This window comes from Bacillus sp. JJ1122 (assembly GCF_036964885.1).
Taxonomy (GTDB): domain Bacteria; phylum Bacillota; class Bacilli; order Bacillales; family Cytobacillaceae; genus Mesobacillus.
The window spans coordinates 1-19,707 of sequence record NZ_JBALQL010000006.1 but is presented as its reverse complement, the minus strand read 5'-3'; the positions used below and the strand labels follow the sequence as shown (position 1 = coordinate 19,707).

Sequence of the window (19,707 nt, the reverse complement as noted above, 5' to 3'; positions counted from 1 at the left end):
TTCTCTCAAGGTGCCTTTGCTTAAATTTAAGACTGATCCTACTCCTCTTTTTTAGATAGACACCGGTCGCATTCCATTAAATAAGATTCTGCTTGTTCATGCATTCCTTCTCCGCACTCAGGGCAAACCTTTTTTGGTAAATTACGAAAAAACTCAACTGGACTCATCATAATTTGTTTTCCTCCTTTTATAGTACAACTTAATTTTTATATAACCTGTTATAGTACAGTATAAACATAAAAAAAGAATTTGTGTAGACTTTTTTTAAGAAAACTTAAAAATAGGTTTTTGTTCCTGTTTTAATAAAAGGGAGGATTTTAAAAGTTTAATGCTTTTAGCGAATTCGGGAAGTTTGAATGGACCCATTAATATGCGAAGTCAATATCTAAAAGTGACAAACTTATTACAAATTATTTTATACCCCCTTTTAATCTGTGCCATTTTAACTTACAATCGATATGAAAACTCTAATTAGGGAATGATGCCTGAATGGATAATCCTGAATTATCCTTTAATCCAATTTTGTTGCTTGTTGCCATAACATTGACTGTAATGTCTTCGTATACAGCTCTAGATTTATTTAGTCTTATCAAGTCCTCTGACCGGAATAAACGGTTTCTTTTTTTGGGTGGGACTTTTTCGCTTGGTATAGGAATATGGGTAATGAATTTTTTTGGGATGCTCGCTGTTAATCTAAATAGTTCTGCTTCATACCAAATTCCAATCACAATCTTTTCCATTATCCTGAGCATTTCCTTAACAGCAATGGGCTTTTATACGCTTACTGGAAAGACGGTAAACAAGGTTAACTTATTTACTGGCAGTTTTTTTATGATGCTGGCTGTCCTGGCTGTACACATGCTTGGTATGTTTTCTATGAAGCTGAATTTTTCTTACGATCCAATCATATTAATGATTGCTTTGGGGATGGTTTTCGCTTCCTTTTACTTTTGTTTCTGGATGCTTTTTTTCTCCAAAAGCTTTACACAAGGCAACCATGGCTGGATCAAGCCATTAAGTGCTTTAGTAGTAACTGCTGCGATTGTCGAAGGTCATTTCCTGCTATCAAGGGCTTCTACCATATATAACAGGAATGTGTCTTTTGTACAGTCGGGTATACCAGAATCTTTAATCAGTTATATAATCGTTTTTGTTTCAGTTTTGATTCTCGCGGGTTTGATAGGTTCAAGTGCCTTGATTAGCAAAAGGCTGGCGGTCACTGACACCAATTTGAAAGACATTACAGATGCTTTGAATGCTTCAGCGATCGTTGCAATCACCGATCCCAAAGGGAATATAACATATGTTAACGATAAATTTATCGAGATTTCCAAATATCGTGAAGCCGAATTACTAGGAAAGAATCATTCTATTTTGAACTCTGGGCTTCACTCAAAGGAATTCTTCAAGGAAATGTGGAAGACAATTGGTTCTGGCCAAGTTTGGAAGGGTGAAATTCGTAATAAAGCCAAGGATGGTTCGATTTATTGGGTTCACACTACAATCGTCCCTTTCCTGAATAGTAAGGGGAGGCCATATCAATACGTATCTATTCGATCAGATATTACACAAAGGAAGCAGGCAGAAGCGAGTCTGAAGGAAACTCTTAAAGAGGTTAGCGATATTAATTTTGCATTGGACCAATCGTCCATTGTCGCGTTTACCGATGAAAAAGGAATTATCAAGAGTGTTAATGAAAAGTTCTGTGAGATTTCTAAATACACTAGGGAAGAGCTGATTGGACGCGATCATAGCCTTCTAAATTCTGGCTTGCATTCTAAAGAATTTTTTAAAAACCTATGGAAAACGATTGGTTCCGGTCAGGTTTGGAAGGGTGAAATCCGTAACAGGGCAAAGGATGGCTCCTTTTATTGGGTGGATACAACGATCGTTCCCTTTCTGAATGAAAATGGCAAACCCTATCAGTACCTCGCCATCAGGAATGATATTACAGAGAAGAAAAAGTCAGAAGAAATGTTGCATCGACAGGATAAACTGGCAGCAGTTGGTCAACTGGCAGCTGGTGTGGCACATGAGATAAGGAATCCGCTGACTTCGATGAAGGGGTACGCTGAGTTCCTGCAAATGGATGAACAAGATCCGCAGCGCCAGGAGTTCCTTGAAATCATTCTTGATGAAATTGACAGAGTCAATAATATTGTTGAGGAATTCATGGTATTGGCTAAACCAAAAGCTGTTGAGCTTGAAGAAAAGAATATTATCCCGATTGTGCAGAATGTCGTTTCGATGCTCAAGTTTGAAGCAAGAAAGAGAAACGTCAAACTGGAGTTCGATGCAGATGAGGATATCGTTCAAATTGAGTGCGATGAAAATCGACTCAAGCAAGTATTCCTCAATTTTATTAAAAATGGTATTGAAGCGATGCCCGATGGTGGAGATTTAAGGGTTACGACAGAGATCCAGGATGAGAATGTGCTTATCTCCATAAAGGATACTGGTGTCGGAATCCCGCCCGAGACCCTTAAAAAGATTGGTGAGCCATTCTATACAACAAAGAAAAATGGAAACGGACTTGGCCTTATGGTCAGCTTTAAGATTATTGAAAGTCATAATGGAAAGGTTTATATCGAAAGTGAGCAAAATAAAGGAACTACTTTTAAAATTTTGCTGCCGGCAAAAATTGCATAGTATCATTGGTAGAGGCGAGCTTATTTCTCGCCTTTTTTTTATTATCTTTTTTCATTGGCAGTGGTAAGCATTTGTGAATTTCCGTTACTTCCTATATACGCTGCGTAACACAGATTCAAATTTCGTATAACGAATTATCTTCATAGCTTAAAGAAACATGCGTAATGAAAAAATCATGTCGATAAAATGTTGGAAATATGACAAAAAATTCTCTGGAATATTCAACATTACTGGCAAATTTTAGACTACTATTTAAAGTGAGAAAGTTATTAATACCATTAAGTGCAGGGAGGGGAAGGAATGACATCGACCAGCCATATTAAGACTGTTTGCGGGTATTGCGGAACAGGCTGCGGATTGATATTGGAAGTGGAAGATAATAAGATTATGAAAATTAGAGGCGATAAAGAAGCGCCTGTCAACAAAGGTCAAACTTGCGTGAAAGGTGCGTTTGCTTATCAGTATGTCCATGCTCCAGAAAGACTCACGACTCCAATGATCAGAAAAGCAGGCAAGCTTGTAAATGTTACTTGGGTGGAGGCTTATAATTTCATATCAAACAAGCTTGCTTCGATTAAAAAAGAGTTTGGACCCGATGCGATTTCCATGTTCGCTTGTGCAAGGACCACGAATGAATCAAATTATATAACTCAAAAATTCATGAGGACAGCAATCGGGAGCAATAATATTGATGGCTGTAACCGAACCTGACACGCTCCTAGTGTCGCCGGTCTGGCGACTGTTTTTGGAAGCGGTTTCCCAACTAATACTCTTGAAGATATTGATGAAGCTGAAGTTCTTTTACTAATGGGTTCCAATACGACAGAGGCCCACCCTATCATAGGGAACAGAATTAAAAAAGCCGCTAAAGCTGGATTAAAGATCATTGTGATCGATCCAAGGAAAATTGACATGGTTAAGTCTGCCCACAAGCATATACAAATTCATGTTGGAACTGATATCGCACTCATTAATGCCATGATTCGTGTCATTATCACTGAAGATCTGTACGATAAGGGGTTTATTGGAAAACATACTGATGAGTTTGAAGCATTGCTTGCGAAAGTAGCTAGATACACTCCGGAATTTTCATCGGAAATTACAGGCATTCCAGCGGAGGATATTATCGAGATTGCAAGATTGTATGCAAACTCAAGTAAATCGATGATTGCCTATACACTGGGAATCACAGAACATCATTGCGGTGTCAACAACGTGTTTGATATTGCTAATCTGGCATTGCTTACAGGACAAATCGGCAAGAAGGGTTCTGGAATCATGCCATTAAGGGGGCAAAACAATGTACAGGGTGCGGGTGATATGGGCTGTCTCCCTAACCAGCTGACTGGTGCCGTCAGTCTTTTACAGGATGATTATCGCTCACGCTTTGAGGAGGCCTGGAAGGTAGACATCAGTCAAAAAATTGGCGATACACAGACGAGGACATTCGACAAGATTGAGACTGGTGAAATTAAAGCTTTGTACGTCATAGGTGAAAATCCGCTTCTTGCAGATGTGCATATGAACCACACAAAGGTTCTCTTAGAACAACTGGATTTATTGATCGTACAGGATATCTTCATGACAGAAACGGCCGAGATGGCAGATGTAGTATTACCCGCAAAGTCGTGGGGAGAAGTTGATGGAACATACACCAATACAGATAGAAGAATCCAGCGTGTCCGCACCGCAGTACATGCACGAGAAGGTGTAAAAGAAGATTGGGAAATCCTCTGTGAGCTTTCGGAAAGAATGGGCTATAAAATGCATTACAGATCAAGCGAGGAAATTTGGGATGAAGTGAGGGAGTTGGCCTGGGAAATGTATGGAGGTATCTCTTATGCTCGTTTAGAGAAGGAGTATGGAATCCATTATCCATGCCCTGATGAAACCCATCCGGGAACTAAAATTCTCCACGAAAGATTTCATACAGGACAGGAGAACGATAAACGTTCATCGTTCGTCCCAGTAGGTTATACACCGCCACTTGAAAAGCCTGACAAGGAATATCCTTTTACACTGACTACCGGAAGGCGATATGAGTCATACAATACGCATACCCAAACACGTCATTATGCTTCAGGCGTTAAGATTAAACAGACTGAAGAAACGATTGATATCCATCCTGAAGACGCATATGAATTAAATATTAATGATGGTGAAATTGTAAGAGTAAGCTCCAGACGAGGAACATTGACAGTGAAAGCGAAAATCACAGACCAGGTTGTACCAGGGCTTGTATTCATGAGCTTCCATTGGTCCGAGGTTCCTACCAATGTATTGACACTGAATGAATACGATCCGATTTCTGGTACGGCGGAATTTAAAGCATGTGCAGTGAAGGTTGAAAGGATCACGTGAACAAATAGCTAAAACCTCCTTTTTGGAGGTTTTAGCTATTTTTATTTTTTGTCCAAGATAATCTGACTAACATCCTTGTATCTAACGGGAGTTCGCTGGATTTTGGCGATAAATGGAACGATTCAAAGTAGATAAAGATCGATACATAATCTTTCATTGGATGGATTAATTTGAACATTCACTATGTTTTTTGCGAATCTGGACCCAGGAATATAATTGTTTACCAGTACGAAAAGTGTTATTTCAAATTGGTTCAGTTAGAGCTCATTTAAACAAAAGTCTCCCAACAAGTAAAAAAAGGCAAGTGAATTAAGATGTTTAATGTCATGGTAGACCTAGATTTTTATATCCATGCAATTATTTCGTTCAGTTAAAATTTAGATAAATTAGAAAAAGATAGGACTTTATGTAAATAAAATGAAATTATATCCTTAATAATGTTTATTTTTGCAGAATTTTCTGTAAATATGACATATTCCCGTTATATTCCTGTTATTCTCGTAATCGAATTTACATCTCACTGTTCTTTTTCTCCGGAATTTCTATGTTACGATAATTCACGTGATATAAATTAGCCGATGGGAGGCAAACAAATGAAAAAATCATTATTATCATTGGTTGCTGTCGCGGCAATTTCTGGAGCTGCCGGCGCACAAGCACAGGCAGAGGAAATCGTCGTACATAAGGGAGATACATTGTGGGGTCTTTCAAAAACATACGACACATCTGTAGAATCCATAAAAAAATGGAATAACCTAACTAGCGATGTTATTCATCCAAATGACCTGCTAGAAGTATCTCCTATTAAGTATGTGCAAGTAAGAGATGGAGATACACTCTGGAATATTGCAAAAGCATATGGAGTATCCGTAAATGATCTAAAAGAATGGAATAAATTATCTTCTGATCTTATTCGTCCAGGCATGAGAATAGCCGTTTACACAAATATGCCTGCAGAAATCAAGGCGAAACCAGCAGCTGCTGCTGTTCAGCCAGCAGCAGTAAACACTGCGGCACCAGCAAAGGCTGCAGCGTCAGCAGTACCTGCAAAAACGGTTCAGGCACCAGCAGCTTCTTCAAAGGAAATCACCGTTGAAGCTACAGCATACACTGCAAGCTGTGAAGGTTGTTCAGGAATTACTAAAACGGGTGTAAATCTAAAAACCAACCCAGATGCAAAGGTAATAGCTGTTGATCCTTCTGTGATTCCATTGGGTTCAAAAGTTCACGTTGAAGGTTATGGGTATGCGACAGCCGCGGATATTGGCGGAGCAATCAAAGGCAACCGTATCGATGTCTTCGTACCGACTCAAGATGGTGCACTTGCATGGGGAAGAAAACAAGTTAAAGTTACGATTCTGGACTAAACATATATTTGAAAAGCATTGGCCATATGCCAATGCTTTTTTAGTCTTTCTTTATGCTGGTCGTTTTAAAGGTTTTTCCTTTAATTATTTTCTTTTGATGGATGTTGGGCAAGGTTAGATTCAGGAAGAACTGGGTGATTTTAGAATATTGCTCTTCTATTTTATCGATTATAGCATTGGCTTTCATTGAAATTGAGTCTTTAATTTCACTAAGCTGGTCTGTGATTGTTTCGCCTACTGCATCTTGCTTGCCTAGTTGATCCATGATAGTTTGATGGAAGATTCCCTGTAAATCCGCTTGTTTTAAAACCAAGTCATGAAGTTCCTCTTGTTTCTCCGCTTGAATGACGAGTGCTTTTGTTACATCCTCATATTCAATTAGCTTTCGATTTAAATCCTGTATCATTGTTTCCTGGAAGGCGAGCTGGTCGAGAATGGCTTGGCTTGTTAATTCCTTGCTTAAGAATGATTTTGCAAATTGTTCATGCATTTCTTCCAGCTTAATTAGCTTTTCATCTAACTCTGTTGTGGACTCTTTATGTTCCGAGATATTTTCAATAACCTTTTCTGATAAATTTTCCTGTCTAGCCAGAAAAGATACTAACTCCATGAAATTTGAATATTGTTCCTTGCGGCTTTGCTGCAGGGTGTTGTCGAACTGTGAAACGCTTCCAGATAATTCACTATTTAATTTCTGCTGTTCATTCAATACTTCTTGCAAAAAATTAAGGTGAAATTTTTCCTGGTTGCTCAGTTCAATTATTTCCTCGTTTTTTTTGTAAATTTGAGGAGAAACAAATCCGTTAACAAATAAAGGCATTGGCATCACTCCTATTATTTTTGGGAAGTTGTCATATATCTTATGAACCCAGTGGCCAAAATGGTACTGGCGGAAAAGATAACACTTATTACCTTTTATTAAATTAGACAGTTTGCAGCAAGATAAGGAAAACCGCTTTTTCAAGAAAGGAGCAGCTGATATGCTTACAAATGGGCAGCTGTCGGCATTCAAGGCAGAGCTTCTCAAAAATAAAAAAGATCTCGAATCCCATCTGGACAGTAATGATCACTTTGATTTAAGGAGTGGACATTTTCATGAATCAATGGGTGAGCTTTCTAGCTATGACAACCATCCAGGTGACGAAGGAACTGAATTATATGAGAGGGAAAAAGACATTGCCTTAAACGACCATGTAGAATATCAAATCCAGAATATTAACAAGGCATTGCAGGCAATTGACAAAGGAACATACGGGAAATGTGAGGCCTGCGGCCGAGAAATTCCTCTTGAAAGACTTGAAGCCATACCAGAAACAAGATTCTGCATCGAACATACACCAGACCGAACTGTATCTCATAACCGTCCTATAGAAGAGGGAGTATTAATGCCTCCTTTTGGGAAATTTGATCTTGATAACAAGGATGAAAATGTGGCTTATGATGCTGAGGATTCCTGGCAGGAGGTATCTAGCTGGGGTACATCGGAATCACCATCAGATTTTGTCACTCCTCAGGACAATTATAATGATACGTATATTGAATCAGAGGAGAATGTCGGGTACGTTGAAGACTTTGAAAACTTTGTAGGCAATGACATTTCTGGTAAAGAAATCACTGTCTACCCTAACAAGCAGCATGAAAAATACGAAGATGAACTGGATCAGGAAGGGATTATGACATCCTTTGGTGATCTTCCTGCTTTTGAACATGATCCATATGTAGATAATGATAAATAAGGCTTTTTTCAAAAAGAGTGTTGTTTTTAATGAAATGTTTGAAAGTAAACCAACTTATTAAAAGCAACAAAGAATACGAAAAGAGACAAAACCAAAAACTTTTGAAAGGCCATTTCCGAGAAATGGTCTTTTTTGCATGGATAATTTTGTAAAGTAGCGCGAACTGGATTTTTTATCATGATTAAAATATATCAATAAGGGGAAAAGACAAGCATACTTGATGTCCAACGAGAGGTGAGCCATAAATGAAAGAGAAAATTATGCATTATGGAAAGAGTCTGCTGGGTGAGTTAAAAGAAGACCGGGCAACTGGATTGGCAGCACAGCAGGCCTATTACTATATGCTTGCATTGTTTCCGATGATGATTCTGCTAATTGCAATTGTTCCTTATTTAAATATCGATCCTCATAAAGCAATTGATGTCGTAAATAAATTGCTCCCATCAGAATCAGCACAATTATTACGAGATAATGTCGTTAAACTTGTCAGTGAGAGGAACGGGGGTTTGCTGACATTCGGTATTATCGGAACAATCTGGTCAGCATCAAATGGTATGAATGCATTTATGAAAGCAATGAATATCGCTTTTGATGTGGAGGAAACTAGATCCTTCATCAAGGCAAGACTTATATCGATCATGCTGACCATTGGTTTGATTCTTGCATTTGTTGTAGCATTGCTGCTACCAGTATTCGGGAAAGTTTTATTAGATACAGTTCAATCCATCATTCATATCCCAGAACAATTTGAAATTATCTTCCGTATTGTCCGCTGGATTGTTGCATTCGTCGTAATGGTAGCAGTAATAGCAGGTTTGTATCGGATTGCGCCAAATAAGCATTTTCCATTCAAGCATGTCATTCCAGGTGCCATTTTCGCTACTGTCGTTTGGCAGCTGATTTCCCTTGGATTTTCATTTTATGTTAGCAACTTTGGAAACTATTCAGCAACCTATGGCAGCCTTGGCGGTGTAATTGTCCTGATGCTTTGGTTATTCCTTACAGGGCTTGCGCTTGTCCTTGGCGGTGAAATCAATGCGATTTACCACCGGGAAAAAACGGGGGAAGAAACCATTGAAGATGAAAAAACTTTAACAGCTAGAGGATAGTTTTTACTATCATACAAAAAAACAGCAGGCTTGTGCTGTTTTTTTGTGTCTTAATTTTAATGCCCGAATTTTTTGTCTTTAGATGGTTTAAGTCCAAAAAACCACCAGTTCCAGTCACCAAGCAGCTTCATCAGTGAGGGAACTAGTACCATTCTTATCACGGTGGCGTCAATAAATATTGCCAGTGCGATTCCAACTCCCATTTGCTTTACTGGAGCAACTCCTGTAAAAGCGAATGCGCCTGTGACGACAATCATGATTGCTGCGGCAGATGTAATGATTTTACTGGTAGAAATCAATCCGGTTAAGGTTGCATAATTATTGTCTTTCGTTTCCAGATATTCTTCATGAATACGTGAAATCAGGAACACTTCATAATCCATCGAAAGACCAAAGACAAGACTAAATACAAACACTGGAAGGACTAGTGCTATACTTGTTGGTTCTATACCAAGATGACCTTCCTGGAAGATCCAGACGACAATTCCGAAGGTTGCGCTTAAGCTTAATATATTCATGATAATTGCCTTAAGGGGAATGAGCACGGACCGAAAAGCAATCATCAAGATGATAAAGGTAGATATAAGGATTAAAGCCAAACCTTTGGGCGCTTTTTCAAAAATCTCATCAAAGATTTCCTGTTCGAATTTTGGAGTTCCTCCGAACGATAGTGAAACATCATACCCTTTATCGGCAGCTTTCCTCACCCAGTCCTGGGCTTCTTGTGCTGATAATCTTTCTTTTAAATAAACGCTAGCAAGCATCTTATCTTCTGAAATAAACCTATCAATTACCGGCTTGATCGGACTGTTCACCTGAGATGCAGCCGCTAAAAAAGCAGCAGGGTCTTCGATTCCTGTCAATGAGAAGACCGAATCGACTGACTCTACATCTTTGCTTTCCTCTAATTCACCTAACGCGGTGTGCAGCTTTTCAACATTTCCTTCTGATAATACTTTTCCTTCTGTATTAAGAATTACCTTTACTTCCTTGTCGGTACTTTTATTTTGCTCTACGAATTCATCCTGGAATTTGTTATAGGCTATCCTTGCGTCATAAGTTGGAGGAAGCGCATCAACTCCAGGAACGGTTAGATCCATTTGTCTAACGGGTATCAATCCGGTAATTAATAAACCAAGAGCCAGAAATGTCATAATTACCGGCCTTTTCATAACAAAATGGGCAAAAGTGCTCCATATTCCCGGCTTGTCCTTTTTCACCTTTAATACGCTTAGTGAGTGAACTTTGTTTCCTAACAAGCCAAGGATTGCAGGGAGGAATGTGATGGCAGATAGAGCAGATATGAAAACGACCGTCATGCCACCGATTGCTACATTCTGAAAAATGTCTATTTTGATGAACATCAAGCCAAGAAGGCCGATAAACACGCACATTGCTGAAAAAATGATTGAACGTCCCGCTGTTGCGGTAGTAGTGATGAGTGCCTCCTTAACAGATTGCTTATTAATTTCCTCCTTAAATCGGTTTATGTATAAAAGAGCGAAATCAATACTTAATGCCAGCCCAATCATAGGAATGATATTAAGGATGAAAATCGTCAAGTCAAACCAGTAGCTGAAAAAATATACTGCCCCCATTGTGCTAAGTATCGAAAAAATTCCAACCAAAAGTGGCAAGCTGGCTGCGACTATACTCCCAAATGCAAAAATCAATACAATCAACGCGATTGGCAGACCGATCATCTCAGCTTTTGCGAGATCATCCTGGCTAGCCTGGTTTAAATCTTTAACAATCACGGGTTCTCCCGTAATTGATACCTTTATCCCATTCTCATCCTTTAAGACCTCGCGGAGTCCGTTAATATCATCTCCCATAGTTGAAGCATCCTTATCAAACAATAAGAGTCCATACGCTATATTTTCCTTCAGCATATCTTTTTGCTGAAATGGTGACACACTATCCGCGACTCCAGAAGCCTTTGCAGCATCTTCGAAAGATTCCTTAATAAAGGCAACCCAATCTTCTTCCGAAACATTTTTTTCTTTTTCATAAAGGATGATGATTGAAGACTTATGCTGACCAAAATCCTTCTCAAGAATATTCTTAGTCTGCTTATATTCCCCTTTAAATTCAAATCCATTGCCGCTTAATACAGAAGGTAATTGTAAGGCGAAAAAACCTAAAAATAGGATGAGACCGACCCAAACTAAAATGATCGTTTTCTTAAAGTTAAAAATAAAGCTTCCGAGCTTGTTCATTTTTGTCCTCCGATGTTTGAATTTTATATACATGCACTGTTAAAACGGAAATACAGGTTTTTTTGTCATTTTCCTTAAAATGAATACCTAGATTATATATCAATCCTTTTCACAGTGTGATGAATCATGTTTGAAAATTCTTTAATGGGGCTTAAAAATAGTTGTATAACGAGTGAATTGGGATACTGAGAGAAGATTTTTTTGAAAGAGGGAAACTACATCAAATAAATTGGAATTGATTGAAAAAGGTACCAGGAAGGAGCGAGTGCCTTCCTGGTATTAATAGAGTAATTCATAAACTTCATTCAATTGTTGTGCCCGTTTTTCATCCAGTTCGTTTTTCGCATATTCAATTGCTTCGGGAAGAATCTTATTCAAAAATTCTATTTCTTCCTCTGTAAGATTTCTTACAAATTCACCTTCTGATGCGTAATTGCCTTCTTCGATCCGCTGATAGATTTTTTTGCTAAGGGGATAGCTTTCAGTATAATCAGATAGGATTTCGCGCAAATATGCTTGTGTTTTTTCCATTATCTACTCCTTGAAATATTCCTTGAATTGTTGGGGATCCGTCATATTATCGTTTTTAAAATAAGGATTTTCATCTGTCGCGACATTCGGGTCGAGATTCGTTTTAACTACTAGCTGCGGGCCAGAGTAAGGATTGATAAAGATCCGATCGCTCATTTCCTTAAAATCAGGAAGCTTCTCATTTCCGGGCTGATTTTGGTCCATATTTAACACCTCCATTTTATAAGGTGCATAATAAAAAGAAAGTTATGTATGAAGCTAAATATTGGAAAAGCTGCCAAACATGTTTTTTATTTTACATCAAGGGAATTCTTTTTAATGTAAATAAAGGAATGGGGTGGCGTGAATTGAAAGCAGTTACGTATCAAGGTACAAAGGATGTACAAGTGAAAAATGTAGAAGCACCCAAGATTGAACACGAAAAAGATATGATAGTCAAGATTACTTCTACAGCTATTTGTGGGTCTGACCTTCACCTTTACCAGGGGAATATGCCTCTCCGTCCAGGATATGTCATCGGCCATGAACCGATGGGTATTGTGGAAGAAGTTGGGCCAGGCGTTACAAAGGTGAAAAAAGGGGATCGTGTCGTCATCCCATTTAACGTTTCTTGTGGTGAATGTTTTTATTGCCAGAATCAAATGGAAAGCCAATGTGACAACTCGAATGAATACAAGGATACTGGAGGTTATTTTGGGTATACCGAGCAATACGGTAACCATCCGGGTGGCCAGGCAGAGTATTTAAAGGTACCTTATGGAGATTTTACATCATTTGTTGTGCCTGATTCATGTGAGCTCGAAGACGAATCACTGCTTTTCCTGTCAGATGTCATTCCAACAGCATGGTGGAGCGTCGAGAATGCAGGAGTGAAAAAAGGAGATACTGTCATCGTTCTCGGCAGTGGGCCAGTTGGATTAATGACGCAAAAGTTTGCCTGGATAAAGGGTGCAAAACGAGTCATTGCCGTTGACCATCTTGATTACAGACTCATGCATGCGAAATCGACAAACAATGTTGAAATTTTTGACTTTACTCAGCAGGATGACCCGGGAAAATTCCTTCAGGACCTGACAGAAGGCGGAGCAGATGTCGTCATCGATTGTGTTGGTATGGACGGGAAGAAATCCGCAGTTGAAAAGGTTGAACAAAAATTGAAGTTGCAGGGCGGTACGCTTTCCGCAATTGAGATTGCACATACAGCTGTGCGCAAATTTGGAACGGTACAACTTACTGGAGTCTATGGGTTACGCTACAATCTGTTTCCACTTGGACGCTTTTTCGAAAGGAACATTACCATGAAAATGGGCCAGGCACCAGTCGTCCATTACATGCCAAAGCTATTTGACATGGTGGTTAACGGCGAGTTTGATCCGACAGATATTATCACTCACCGGATCCCTCTAGAAGACGCCGCCAAAGGATATGATATATTCAATGACCGCAAGGATAATTGCATTAAGGTTGTTTTGAAGCCATAACTTTAAACATGAATAAGAGAGACAGGCTTTTTACTGCTGCCTGTCTCTTTACTTTTGTTGTAGTAAAAGGAAGGAGTGGTGAAAAAACGACAGTTATATTGAAAAAGAGTCCAAGCCTTAAAAAACTGATCCCTACGGTAGATATAATTTTACATGCTTTAGGTGTAATTGAATTTTCCATGATTTCCTCTAAGTTTAGTCCCTCAACTTTCGTGACTATCAAAAAATTTCATCACAAAGGTTTTCATTCACCTGCCATTTTGGTAATAAAAAATAGTTTATTAGAATAAAATGACAAAAGGAATCTTAACACTAAAACTTCCCCAAAAGGGGGTTCACTAAAATGGCAAATCACCATTTGATCGACAGCGAGATTGCTGCCACTTTTTCAGAATTACATTATTTAATTCATCTAATTTACGCTACCGGCAATCCACGAGAAAGATATTTAGCGTTGAGTCAGCTATGGGAAAAGGTATCATATTTACATCATTTAGTAGCGATTTGTCAAACTGAAAGAAATAAAGCATTATTGCAGCACACTAAACCCCATGCTATTCACCCGTTCCATCAAATTCAGACAGAAACAATACCGGTACAGGGGAGATTAAGGATTAACGAAGCACAGGCAGGCCATTCAGTAAGCCAATTATACCCATTAACCCAGCCTCAACCGGTATACCCAACAACACACCTATCCCCATCTCAAACTCAGCTAGTATTCCCAACAACTCAATTACCAATGACCCAGCCCCGGCCAGCGTACCCTGCAACTCACCTATTCTCATCCCAACCGCAACCAGCATACCTTGTAACCGAACCATCACGAATCCAGCCACAAACTGGAATTCCAGTTACTCAACCAAGCAATCCTAATGGCCAAACGTTTACGAAAGAGCAACTTGCCCAATTCACCGGACTGAACGGGATGCCAGCTTATGTTGCGGTGAATGGTGTCGTATATGATGTCACGAATAATGCGGCCTGGTCTCTGGCTACTCACTTTGGACTGTCAGCGGGCAAGGACTGGACTGCAGAATTCGCAAGCTGCCATGCTGGACAGCAATGGATTTTGGCTCAGTTAAAACCGATTGGGAGGCTGGTGCAATGAGCGAATCAAACATTGTTTTACCTCCTGAATCCGTCACCAATGAGGCGATTGCCAAGAGATTATTAGATGCAGCAAAAAATGGGCTTCAATCTGGCCAGGTACAAAGGAAGAAGCTTGTTTGGCTTGAGCTGAACGGTTGCTCTGGAAATGTAATCTCACTTTTGAATGGTTTTCAGCCGGATTTTGAGTATGCGATTACACAGATGGTTGACTTAGTCTACAGTAACAGCATGATGGTAGCGGATGGGGAACAGGCCATTAACAGATTATTTGAACTGGCGGAAGGGGAGGAAGATTTCATTCTCGGTGTGGAAGGTGCAGTTGCGCTGAAAAACGAGGGAATGTTTCATCTTGTTGGCACTCGAAACGGGAAGCCGATCACAGGCTTGCAGGCAGCAAAGATGCTTGGGGAAAAGGCGAGTACTGTCATTGCCATAGGCGCATGTGCCGTTGATGGTGGACCATCTGCAGCAAGACCTAATTTATCCCAATCAGTAGGCCTGCAAGCAGTGCTCGGCAACAAGAAAATCATCAAGCTTCCAGGATGTCCAGTTCATTCAGACTGGTTCCTTGGAACGCTTGCGCACTTGCTTCTTTACGGCCAGCCAGAACTTGACCAGCAAAGCCGGCCGAAGATGTTTTACAGTGATTTACTCCATGATCGCTGCCCGAGAAGGCATTATTTTGATAAAGGGGTTTTTTCAGAAACGCTAGGAGAGCCATATTGTTTATTCAAGCTCGGTTGCCGAGGACCGGTTACCCGTGTGGATTGTCCAACAAGACAATGGAACGGTCATGTTAATTGGCCGATAGGGGCAAGCACCTGTATTGGCTGTGCACAATCGGGTTTTCCAGATAGAATGGCGCCATTCATTTCATACAACACAACAAGGGAGTAGGGAAAATGTCTGGAGGAAAAAGAATTGTTATAAATCCTGTTACAAGGCTAAGCGGGTTTCTTGAACTTGATGTTACAGTTGAAGAAAATGCCGTCACAAATGCCAAAACGAAAGGAGTGATGTTTCGCGGTTTCGAGCAGATGATGGTTGGCCGCAGTCCATTCGATGCGATTTATTTGACGCAAAGGATATGTGGAATTTGTTCGACTGCTCATTCGGTTGCCTCCTCGACTGCTCTTGAGCAAGCTCTTGGGGTAGAGGTAACGGATCAAGGCCGATATATACGCGACATCATTCATTGCTGTGAATTCCTGCAGAATCATCTGCGGCATTTTTACCAATATTCACTGCCTGATTACGTAAAGATGCCTCCAGAATATCCACTATTCACTTCGGAGAATACGGATTACAGGATCCCAAAGGAAATGAATGATACACTGGCCGCGCATTACTTTGAATCGCTGAACTATAGCAGGCTCGCACACCAGATGCTGGCTGTATTGGGGGGGAAAGCGCCGCATAATCACGGGATATTTGTAGGAGGTTTTACAACTCCGCCAGATGCGGAAAAAATCATTCATATTAAGTCAATTCTTGATAAGGTTAGTTATTTTATAGAATACAAAATGATTCCAGATACTTATACGGTTGCTAAATATTATCCGGAGTTGTTTAATCTTGGCAGCGGCCCTGGAAATTTCTTATCATTTGGTGCATTCAATGACTATAAGGAGCTAGGAACCTTATATACGGAGCCGTTAGTATATTTAAATGGGAAAACAGAAGCGTTTGACTCTATGAATATTGAAGAAAAAATACGCTATTCCTGGTATAAAGGGAAGGGAACAACACGCCCATTTGAAGAAATGCAGGAACCTGACATGGATAAAGAAGATGCATACACATTTGTAAAGGCTCCGCGCTACAAAGGGGTTCCAATGGAAGTTGGACCCCTCGCACGGCTCTGGTTGAGCGGCGAGTACCGTAACGGAATCTCTGCTATGGACAGAACGATTGCACGGTCATTGGAAGCCAAGAAAATTGTAGATATAATGAAAATTCTTATTGACCAGATCATTCCTGGGATACATGTGCAAAAGAAGTGGCAAGTACCAAATAAGGCTCAGGGAGCAGGACTGGTAGAAACTACGAGAGGCTCACTTGGTCATTGGGTTAAAATCGAAAACAATGTCATTTCTTTTTACCAAATTATCACTCCTTCTGCATGGGATTTTTCTGCAAGTGATGAGTCCTCTAAAGGAACAGCGGAACTAGCTTTAATGAATACACCGCTTCAGGATCCGGAAAATCCTGTCGAGCTAGGACGCATTTTACGTACATTCGATCCCTGTATGTCATGCGCGACACATGTATACAGACCAGGACATGAAATAAAATCGATTAAGGTGTTTTAGATGCTTGTTATTGGGATTGGCAATGTGCTGATGCAGGACGATGGGATCGGGGTTTATCTTGCAGAAGAGCTGATGGTGGAAAATAACGACAAACGAATCAAATTTGTTATCGGCGAAACAGATGTAGATTATTGCTTGGCCGAAGCTAAGGAAGGCGAATTTTTAATTATTCTTGATGCAGTTCAAATGGGCAGCAAAAAAGGCAGTATTTATGAAATGCCCCTCACTCAGCTTACCATGATGGAAAAGGGAATTGCTGCTCATAATTTTCATCTTTTTCATGCATTAAGCTTAAAGAAGGGGTTATTGATAGGGGTAGAGCCATATGAAATCAATTTTCATTTCGGCCTAAGCGAAGATTTAAAAAGAAATTATTCTATTATTAAACAGAAGGTAAAGGAAAGGATTCTAATGGCGGCTGCACAAGAATTCGGATAATAAAAAAATGGGCCTGGTTAAGCAAATAGCTTTTCTGGCCCTTTTTTTTTATAATAAGGAAAAATGATTTGTTTAAGGAGCTTTTCTGTGGCGAAATTGTTTGCTTGTTTATATGACACTGTTATGGGACCCCTTGAAAAAAGGTGGATTGCACATATCAGAAAGAAAATAGTATCAGGGCTCGAAGGGAAGACTCTTGAAATTGGGACTGGAACAGGAGCCAACTTTCCTTTTTATTCTCCTGAAAAAGTAAGGAGTTTAGATTCGGTCGAACCAAATCCTTACATGCTGGAACAAGCAAAACTGAAAGCGCGAGATATTGGGATACCGGTTAATTTTCATCAAGGTGTGGCTGAATCGCTGCCATTTAAGGATGGTGAATTTGATACAGTGGTTGCAACGCTAGTATTATGTTCTGTGCAGGATCCTCAATCAGCATTTAAAGAAATTAGAAGAGTATGTAAAAAAGGCGGCAAGATTGTTTTGTTTGAACATGTAAGAACAGAATCTGCTTCGCTTGCTGCGCTGCAGGATGTTCTAACTCCTGCCTGGAAAAAGCTTTGCGACGGCTGTCACTTGAACCGGGACACAGGCAGGTATATGAAGGAATCAGGCATCAAGGTAATAAAAGAGAAGAAATATTTGAAAGGCATTTTTGTTGAGTTCGAGGGTGTTAACTTGAAATAAAACCAGGCACACACATTCAACCTCCCCATACAATATTACAAATAGTTTGGGGAGGTACGACATGTATCCATATTATTATCATTACAGACAAAATGAGAAACTGATCAACGATCTTACATCAGCCATTAACGGCGAATATACTGCGACACAATGCTATGCGAGGCTTGCCCAAATGGCGCCAACTGCTTTGCAGCGTGATCGAATCAATGAAATTCTAGATGATGAGAAAAAACATCTTCAGCAATTCTCGCAAATTTATACATCACTTACAGGCAAACAGCCACAGCCTCAGATGACGGAAGAATGTACTGCTAATTACCTTGCTGGATTGGAAGCATCGCTAAATGATGAACAAAAAACTGTCGATTTTTATCATCAAATTGCAGATGAGGCAACCGATCAGGCAATTATGAGGGTTTTCAGGCGTGCTGCTTTTGATGAACAAAATCATGCGGTATGGTTCCTATACTTTTTAGTAAAAGAAAAATAGAGGTTTTCACTAACAGGGCTGGATAAAATCCAGCTCTTTTTCTATTAATATATTATTCACTATATATACATAATTAAAATGAAAATAAGGGGCTTACCTATACTAGAATAGGTATATAGATTTTCAGATACTTGTTACTTCATAAGGAGGAAATGAAATGAAAAACAGTTTAGCTATTATCATTGGATTCTTAATCTTTGGTTCACTCTTCGTTGGCTGGAAAATCAGCCAGGACCTTGCCCCAGCTGAAACCGCAGGAGTGCCCCAGCAACAATCAGAGTCAGCAGGAACGGGTATTGAATTTAATCCGCCGAGCATGGAAGATGTTCCAGATGGTCCACTTGGAGAGAGTATTAAATATGGTCATCAATTAATGATGGAAACAAATAATGTAGCTGATGAGTATGTTGGCAACAACCTATCATGCGCGAGCTGCCACGCCAATGGTGGAATTGTGAAAGAAGAGGCTCCGATGGTAGGCCTGTCAGCAGTCTATCCTGAATATAGGCCTCGTGAGGGAGAAGTTTATACACTCGAAGACAGGATTAACGGCTGTATGATTCGAAGCATGAACGGTAAGATGCTGCCATCTGACAGCAAGGAAATGCGTGCCATGATTGCATATCTGCAATATATGTCAGAAGGGGTACCTGCTGGATCCGAACTCCCTTGGAGAGCACCGAAAGAGCCTAAGAAATTTCCAGTCCCTAGTGTTCAAGATGGAGAAAAGCTTTACGCACAATCATGCGCGAGCTGCCATGCTGGAGATGGATCAGGAACAGGCCCAACTACGGGCCCTGCAGTCTTGGGAGAAAAGTCCTTTAATGATGGTGCAGGAATGTCAAGATTAACAAAGATGGCTGGTTATGTGCAAAAAAATATGCCTAAAGGTCAGGGTGGCACTTTGTCCGATCAAGATGCCATCAATGTAGCTGGGTATATTCTTTCTCAAGATCGTCCGGAATTCAAAGGGTATGAGGGAGACTGGCCAAAAGGCGGAAGGCCCGCTGATATCATGAATAAGGAAAAACGTGAACAAATAAAGAATGGGACAATTGATTGGGAAGCAATAGTTTCTGCAAAATAAGAGTATTTTTCGCGTGGATAGTTGGTTTTGCGTATAAAAGTAACAGATACTTATTGATGTGTGCTCGTTTATTTAGGATTCTTAACAGGTTTCCGCAAAGGGTCCGAAAGCAATAAAGTTCCGAAAA

General features: G+C 39.9%; 18 protein-coding genes. 13 read left to right on the top strand and 5 right to left on the bottom strand.

Annotated elements, in window-relative coordinates; translation table 11 throughout:
* Positions 1–38 precede the first annotated feature (38 nt).
* The gene (yhfH, locus tag V7201_RS03735) at positions 39–173 is read right to left on the bottom strand and encodes a protein YhfH (protein ID WP_079509337.1); all 135 of its coding nucleotides are present in this window, start codon (positions 171–173) and stop codon (positions 39–41) included.
* 316 nt (positions 174–489) lie between these two features.
* Between yhfH and V7201_RS03730 the strand changes: the two genes are divergently transcribed.
* The 3 genes from V7201_RS03730 to V7201_RS03720 all read left to right on the top strand — a co-directional run bounded on the left by V7201_RS03730 (position 490) and on the right by V7201_RS03720 (position 6,377).
* Positions 490–2,649, top strand: a complete 2,160-nt coding sequence (locus V7201_RS03730) for a PAS domain S-box protein (protein WP_335375448.1) — start codon at positions 490–492, stop codon at positions 2,647–2,649.
* Between the two features lie 300 nt (positions 2,650–2,949).
* Positions 2,950–5,010, top strand: coding sequence for a formate dehydrogenase subunit alpha (gene fdhF / locus V7201_RS03725; RefSeq protein WP_335375447.1), 2,061 nt, complete (start codon positions 2,950–2,952; stop codon positions 5,008–5,010).
* A gap of 593 nt (positions 5,011–5,603) precedes the next feature.
* Positions 5,604–6,377, top strand: a complete 774-nt coding sequence (locus V7201_RS03720) for a 3D domain-containing protein (RefSeq protein ID WP_335375446.1) — start codon at positions 5,604–5,606, stop codon at positions 6,375–6,377.
* Between the two features lie 40 nt (positions 6,378–6,417).
* Here the strand turns inward: V7201_RS03720 and V7201_RS03715 are convergent, their stop codons facing one another.
* Positions 6,418–7,197, bottom strand: a complete 780-nt coding sequence (locus V7201_RS03715) for a hypothetical protein (protein WP_335375445.1) — start codon at positions 7,195–7,197, stop codon at positions 6,418–6,420.
* Positions 7,198–7,357: 160 nt separating this feature from the next.
* Here V7201_RS03715 and V7201_RS03710 point away from each other — a divergent pair, with 160 nt between their 5' ends.
* A complete protein-coding gene (locus tag V7201_RS03710; protein ID WP_335375444.1) occupies positions 7,358–8,113 on the top strand; it encodes a TraR/DksA C4-type zinc finger protein in 756 nt (251 codons plus the stop codon).
* Positions 8,114–8,358: 245 nt separating this feature from the next.
* Positions 8,359–9,222 (top strand): YihY/virulence factor BrkB family protein, encoded by an 864-nt coding sequence (locus tag V7201_RS03705; protein ID WP_335375443.1) that lies wholly within the window; start codon positions 8,359–8,361, stop codon positions 9,220–9,222.
* Positions 9,223–9,278: 56 nt separating this feature from the next.
* Here V7201_RS03705 and V7201_RS03700 read toward each other — a convergent pair whose 3' ends face one another.
* The 3 genes from V7201_RS03700 to V7201_RS03690 form a co-directional block, all read right to left on the bottom strand.
* Positions 9,279–11,441, bottom strand: a complete 2,163-nt coding sequence (locus tag V7201_RS03700) for an MMPL family transporter (protein ID WP_335375442.1) — start codon at positions 11,439–11,441, stop codon at positions 9,279–9,281.
* A gap of 279 nt (positions 11,442–11,720) precedes the next feature.
* Complete coding sequence (locus tag V7201_RS03695; protein ID WP_335375441.1) at positions 11,721–11,972, bottom strand: sigma-G-dependent sporulation-specific acid-soluble spore protein CsgA; 252 nt, start codon at positions 11,970–11,972, stop codon at positions 11,721–11,723.
* A 3-nt stretch (positions 11,973–11,975) separates the two neighbouring features.
* Positions 11,976–12,176 carry a hypothetical protein gene (locus V7201_RS03690; RefSeq protein WP_335375440.1) on the bottom strand — a complete coding sequence of 67 codons (201 nt, stop codon included), beginning with the start codon at positions 12,174–12,176 and terminating at the stop codon, positions 11,976–11,978.
* Positions 12,177–12,319: 143 nt separating this feature from the next.
* On the opposite strand from V7201_RS03690, the gene V7201_RS03685 reads away from it, so the two are divergent.
* The 8 genes from V7201_RS03685 to V7201_RS03650 all read left to right on the top strand — a co-directional run bounded on the left by V7201_RS03685 (position 12,320) and on the right by V7201_RS03650 (position 19,580).
* Positions 12,320–13,453: a zinc-dependent alcohol dehydrogenase gene (locus tag V7201_RS03685; RefSeq protein ID WP_335375439.1), complete on the top strand. Its 1,134-nt coding sequence runs from the start codon at positions 12,320–12,322 to the stop codon at positions 13,451–13,453.
* Positions 13,454–13,796: 343 nt separating this feature from the next.
* Entirely contained in the window at positions 13,797–14,564 is a 768-nt protein-coding gene (locus V7201_RS03680) for a cytochrome b5 domain-containing protein (protein WP_335375438.1), read from the top strand.
* Entirely contained in the window at positions 14,561–15,463 is a 903-nt protein-coding gene (locus V7201_RS03675; RefSeq protein WP_335375437.1) for a hydrogenase small subunit, read from the top strand. Before V7201_RS03680 ends, V7201_RS03675 begins: the two co-directional genes overlap by 4 nt.
* 5 nt (positions 15,464–15,468) lie before the next feature.
* Positions 15,469–16,878: a nickel-dependent hydrogenase large subunit gene (locus tag V7201_RS03670; RefSeq protein ID WP_335375436.1), complete on the top strand. Its 1,410-nt coding sequence runs from the start codon at positions 15,469–15,471 to the stop codon at positions 16,876–16,878.
* Positions 16,879–17,316 carry a hydrogenase maturation protease gene (locus V7201_RS03665; protein WP_335375435.1) on the top strand — a complete coding sequence of 146 codons (438 nt, stop codon included), beginning with the start codon at positions 16,879–16,881 and terminating at the stop codon, positions 17,314–17,316.
* Positions 17,317–17,403: 87 nt separating this feature from the next.
* Positions 17,404–18,003 carry a class I SAM-dependent methyltransferase gene (locus tag V7201_RS03660; RefSeq protein WP_335375434.1) on the top strand — a complete coding sequence of 200 codons (600 nt, stop codon included), beginning with the start codon at positions 17,404–17,406 and terminating at the stop codon, positions 18,001–18,003.
* Positions 18,004–18,064: 61 nt separating this feature from the next.
* On the top strand, positions 18,065–18,493 hold the full coding sequence (locus V7201_RS03655) for a ferritin-like domain-containing protein (RefSeq protein ID WP_335375433.1): 429 nt from the start codon (positions 18,065–18,067) through the stop codon (positions 18,491–18,493).
* 157 nt (positions 18,494–18,650) lie between these two features.
* Complete coding sequence (locus tag V7201_RS03650; protein ID WP_335375432.1) at positions 18,651–19,580, top strand: c-type cytochrome; 930 nt, start codon at positions 18,651–18,653, stop codon at positions 19,578–19,580.
* The last annotated feature ends 127 nt before the right edge of the window (positions 19,581–19,707 follow it).

Coding starts and splice junctions, on each gene's coding strand:
- V7201_RS03675 (WP_335375437.1), top strand. CDS start 14,561: ATGAGCGAATCAAACATTGTTTTACCTCCTGAATCCGTCACCAATGAG.
- V7201_RS03690 (WP_335375440.1), bottom strand. CDS start 12,176: ATGGACCAAAATCAGCCCGGAAATGAGAAGCTTCCTGATTTTAAGGAA.
- V7201_RS03670 (WP_335375436.1), top strand. CDS start 15,469: ATGTCTGGAGGAAAAAGAATTGTTATAAATCCTGTTACAAGGCTAAGC.
- V7201_RS03665 (WP_335375435.1), top strand. CDS start 16,879: ATGCTTGTTATTGGGATTGGCAATGTGCTGATGCAGGACGATGGGATC.
- V7201_RS03680 (WP_335375438.1), top strand. CDS start 13,797: ATGGCAAATCACCATTTGATCGACAGCGAGATTGCTGCCACTTTTTCA.
- V7201_RS03710 (WP_335375444.1), top strand. CDS start 7,358: ATGCTTACAAATGGGCAGCTGTCGGCATTCAAGGCAGAGCTTCTCAAA.
- V7201_RS03705 (WP_335375443.1), top strand. CDS start 8,359: ATGAAAGAGAAAATTATGCATTATGGAAAGAGTCTGCTGGGTGAGTTA.
- V7201_RS03730 (WP_335375448.1), top strand. CDS start 490: ATGGATAATCCTGAATTATCCTTTAATCCAATTTTGTTGCTTGTTGCC.
- V7201_RS03720 (WP_335375446.1), top strand. CDS start 5,604: ATGAAAAAATCATTATTATCATTGGTTGCTGTCGCGGCAATTTCTGGA.
- V7201_RS03695 (WP_335375441.1), bottom strand. CDS start 11,972: ATGGAAAAAACACAAGCATATTTGCGCGAAATCCTATCTGATTATACT.
- V7201_RS03700 (WP_335375442.1), bottom strand. CDS start 11,441: ATGAACAAGCTCGGAAGCTTTATTTTTAACTTTAAGAAAACGATCATT.
- V7201_RS03650 (WP_335375432.1), top strand. CDS start 18,651: ATGAAAAACAGTTTAGCTATTATCATTGGATTCTTAATCTTTGGTTCA.
- V7201_RS03715 (WP_335375445.1), bottom strand. CDS start 7,197: ATGCCTTTATTTGTTAACGGATTTGTTTCTCCTCAAATTTACAAAAAA.
- V7201_RS03655 (WP_335375433.1), top strand. CDS start 18,065: ATGTATCCATATTATTATCATTACAGACAAAATGAGAAACTGATCAAC.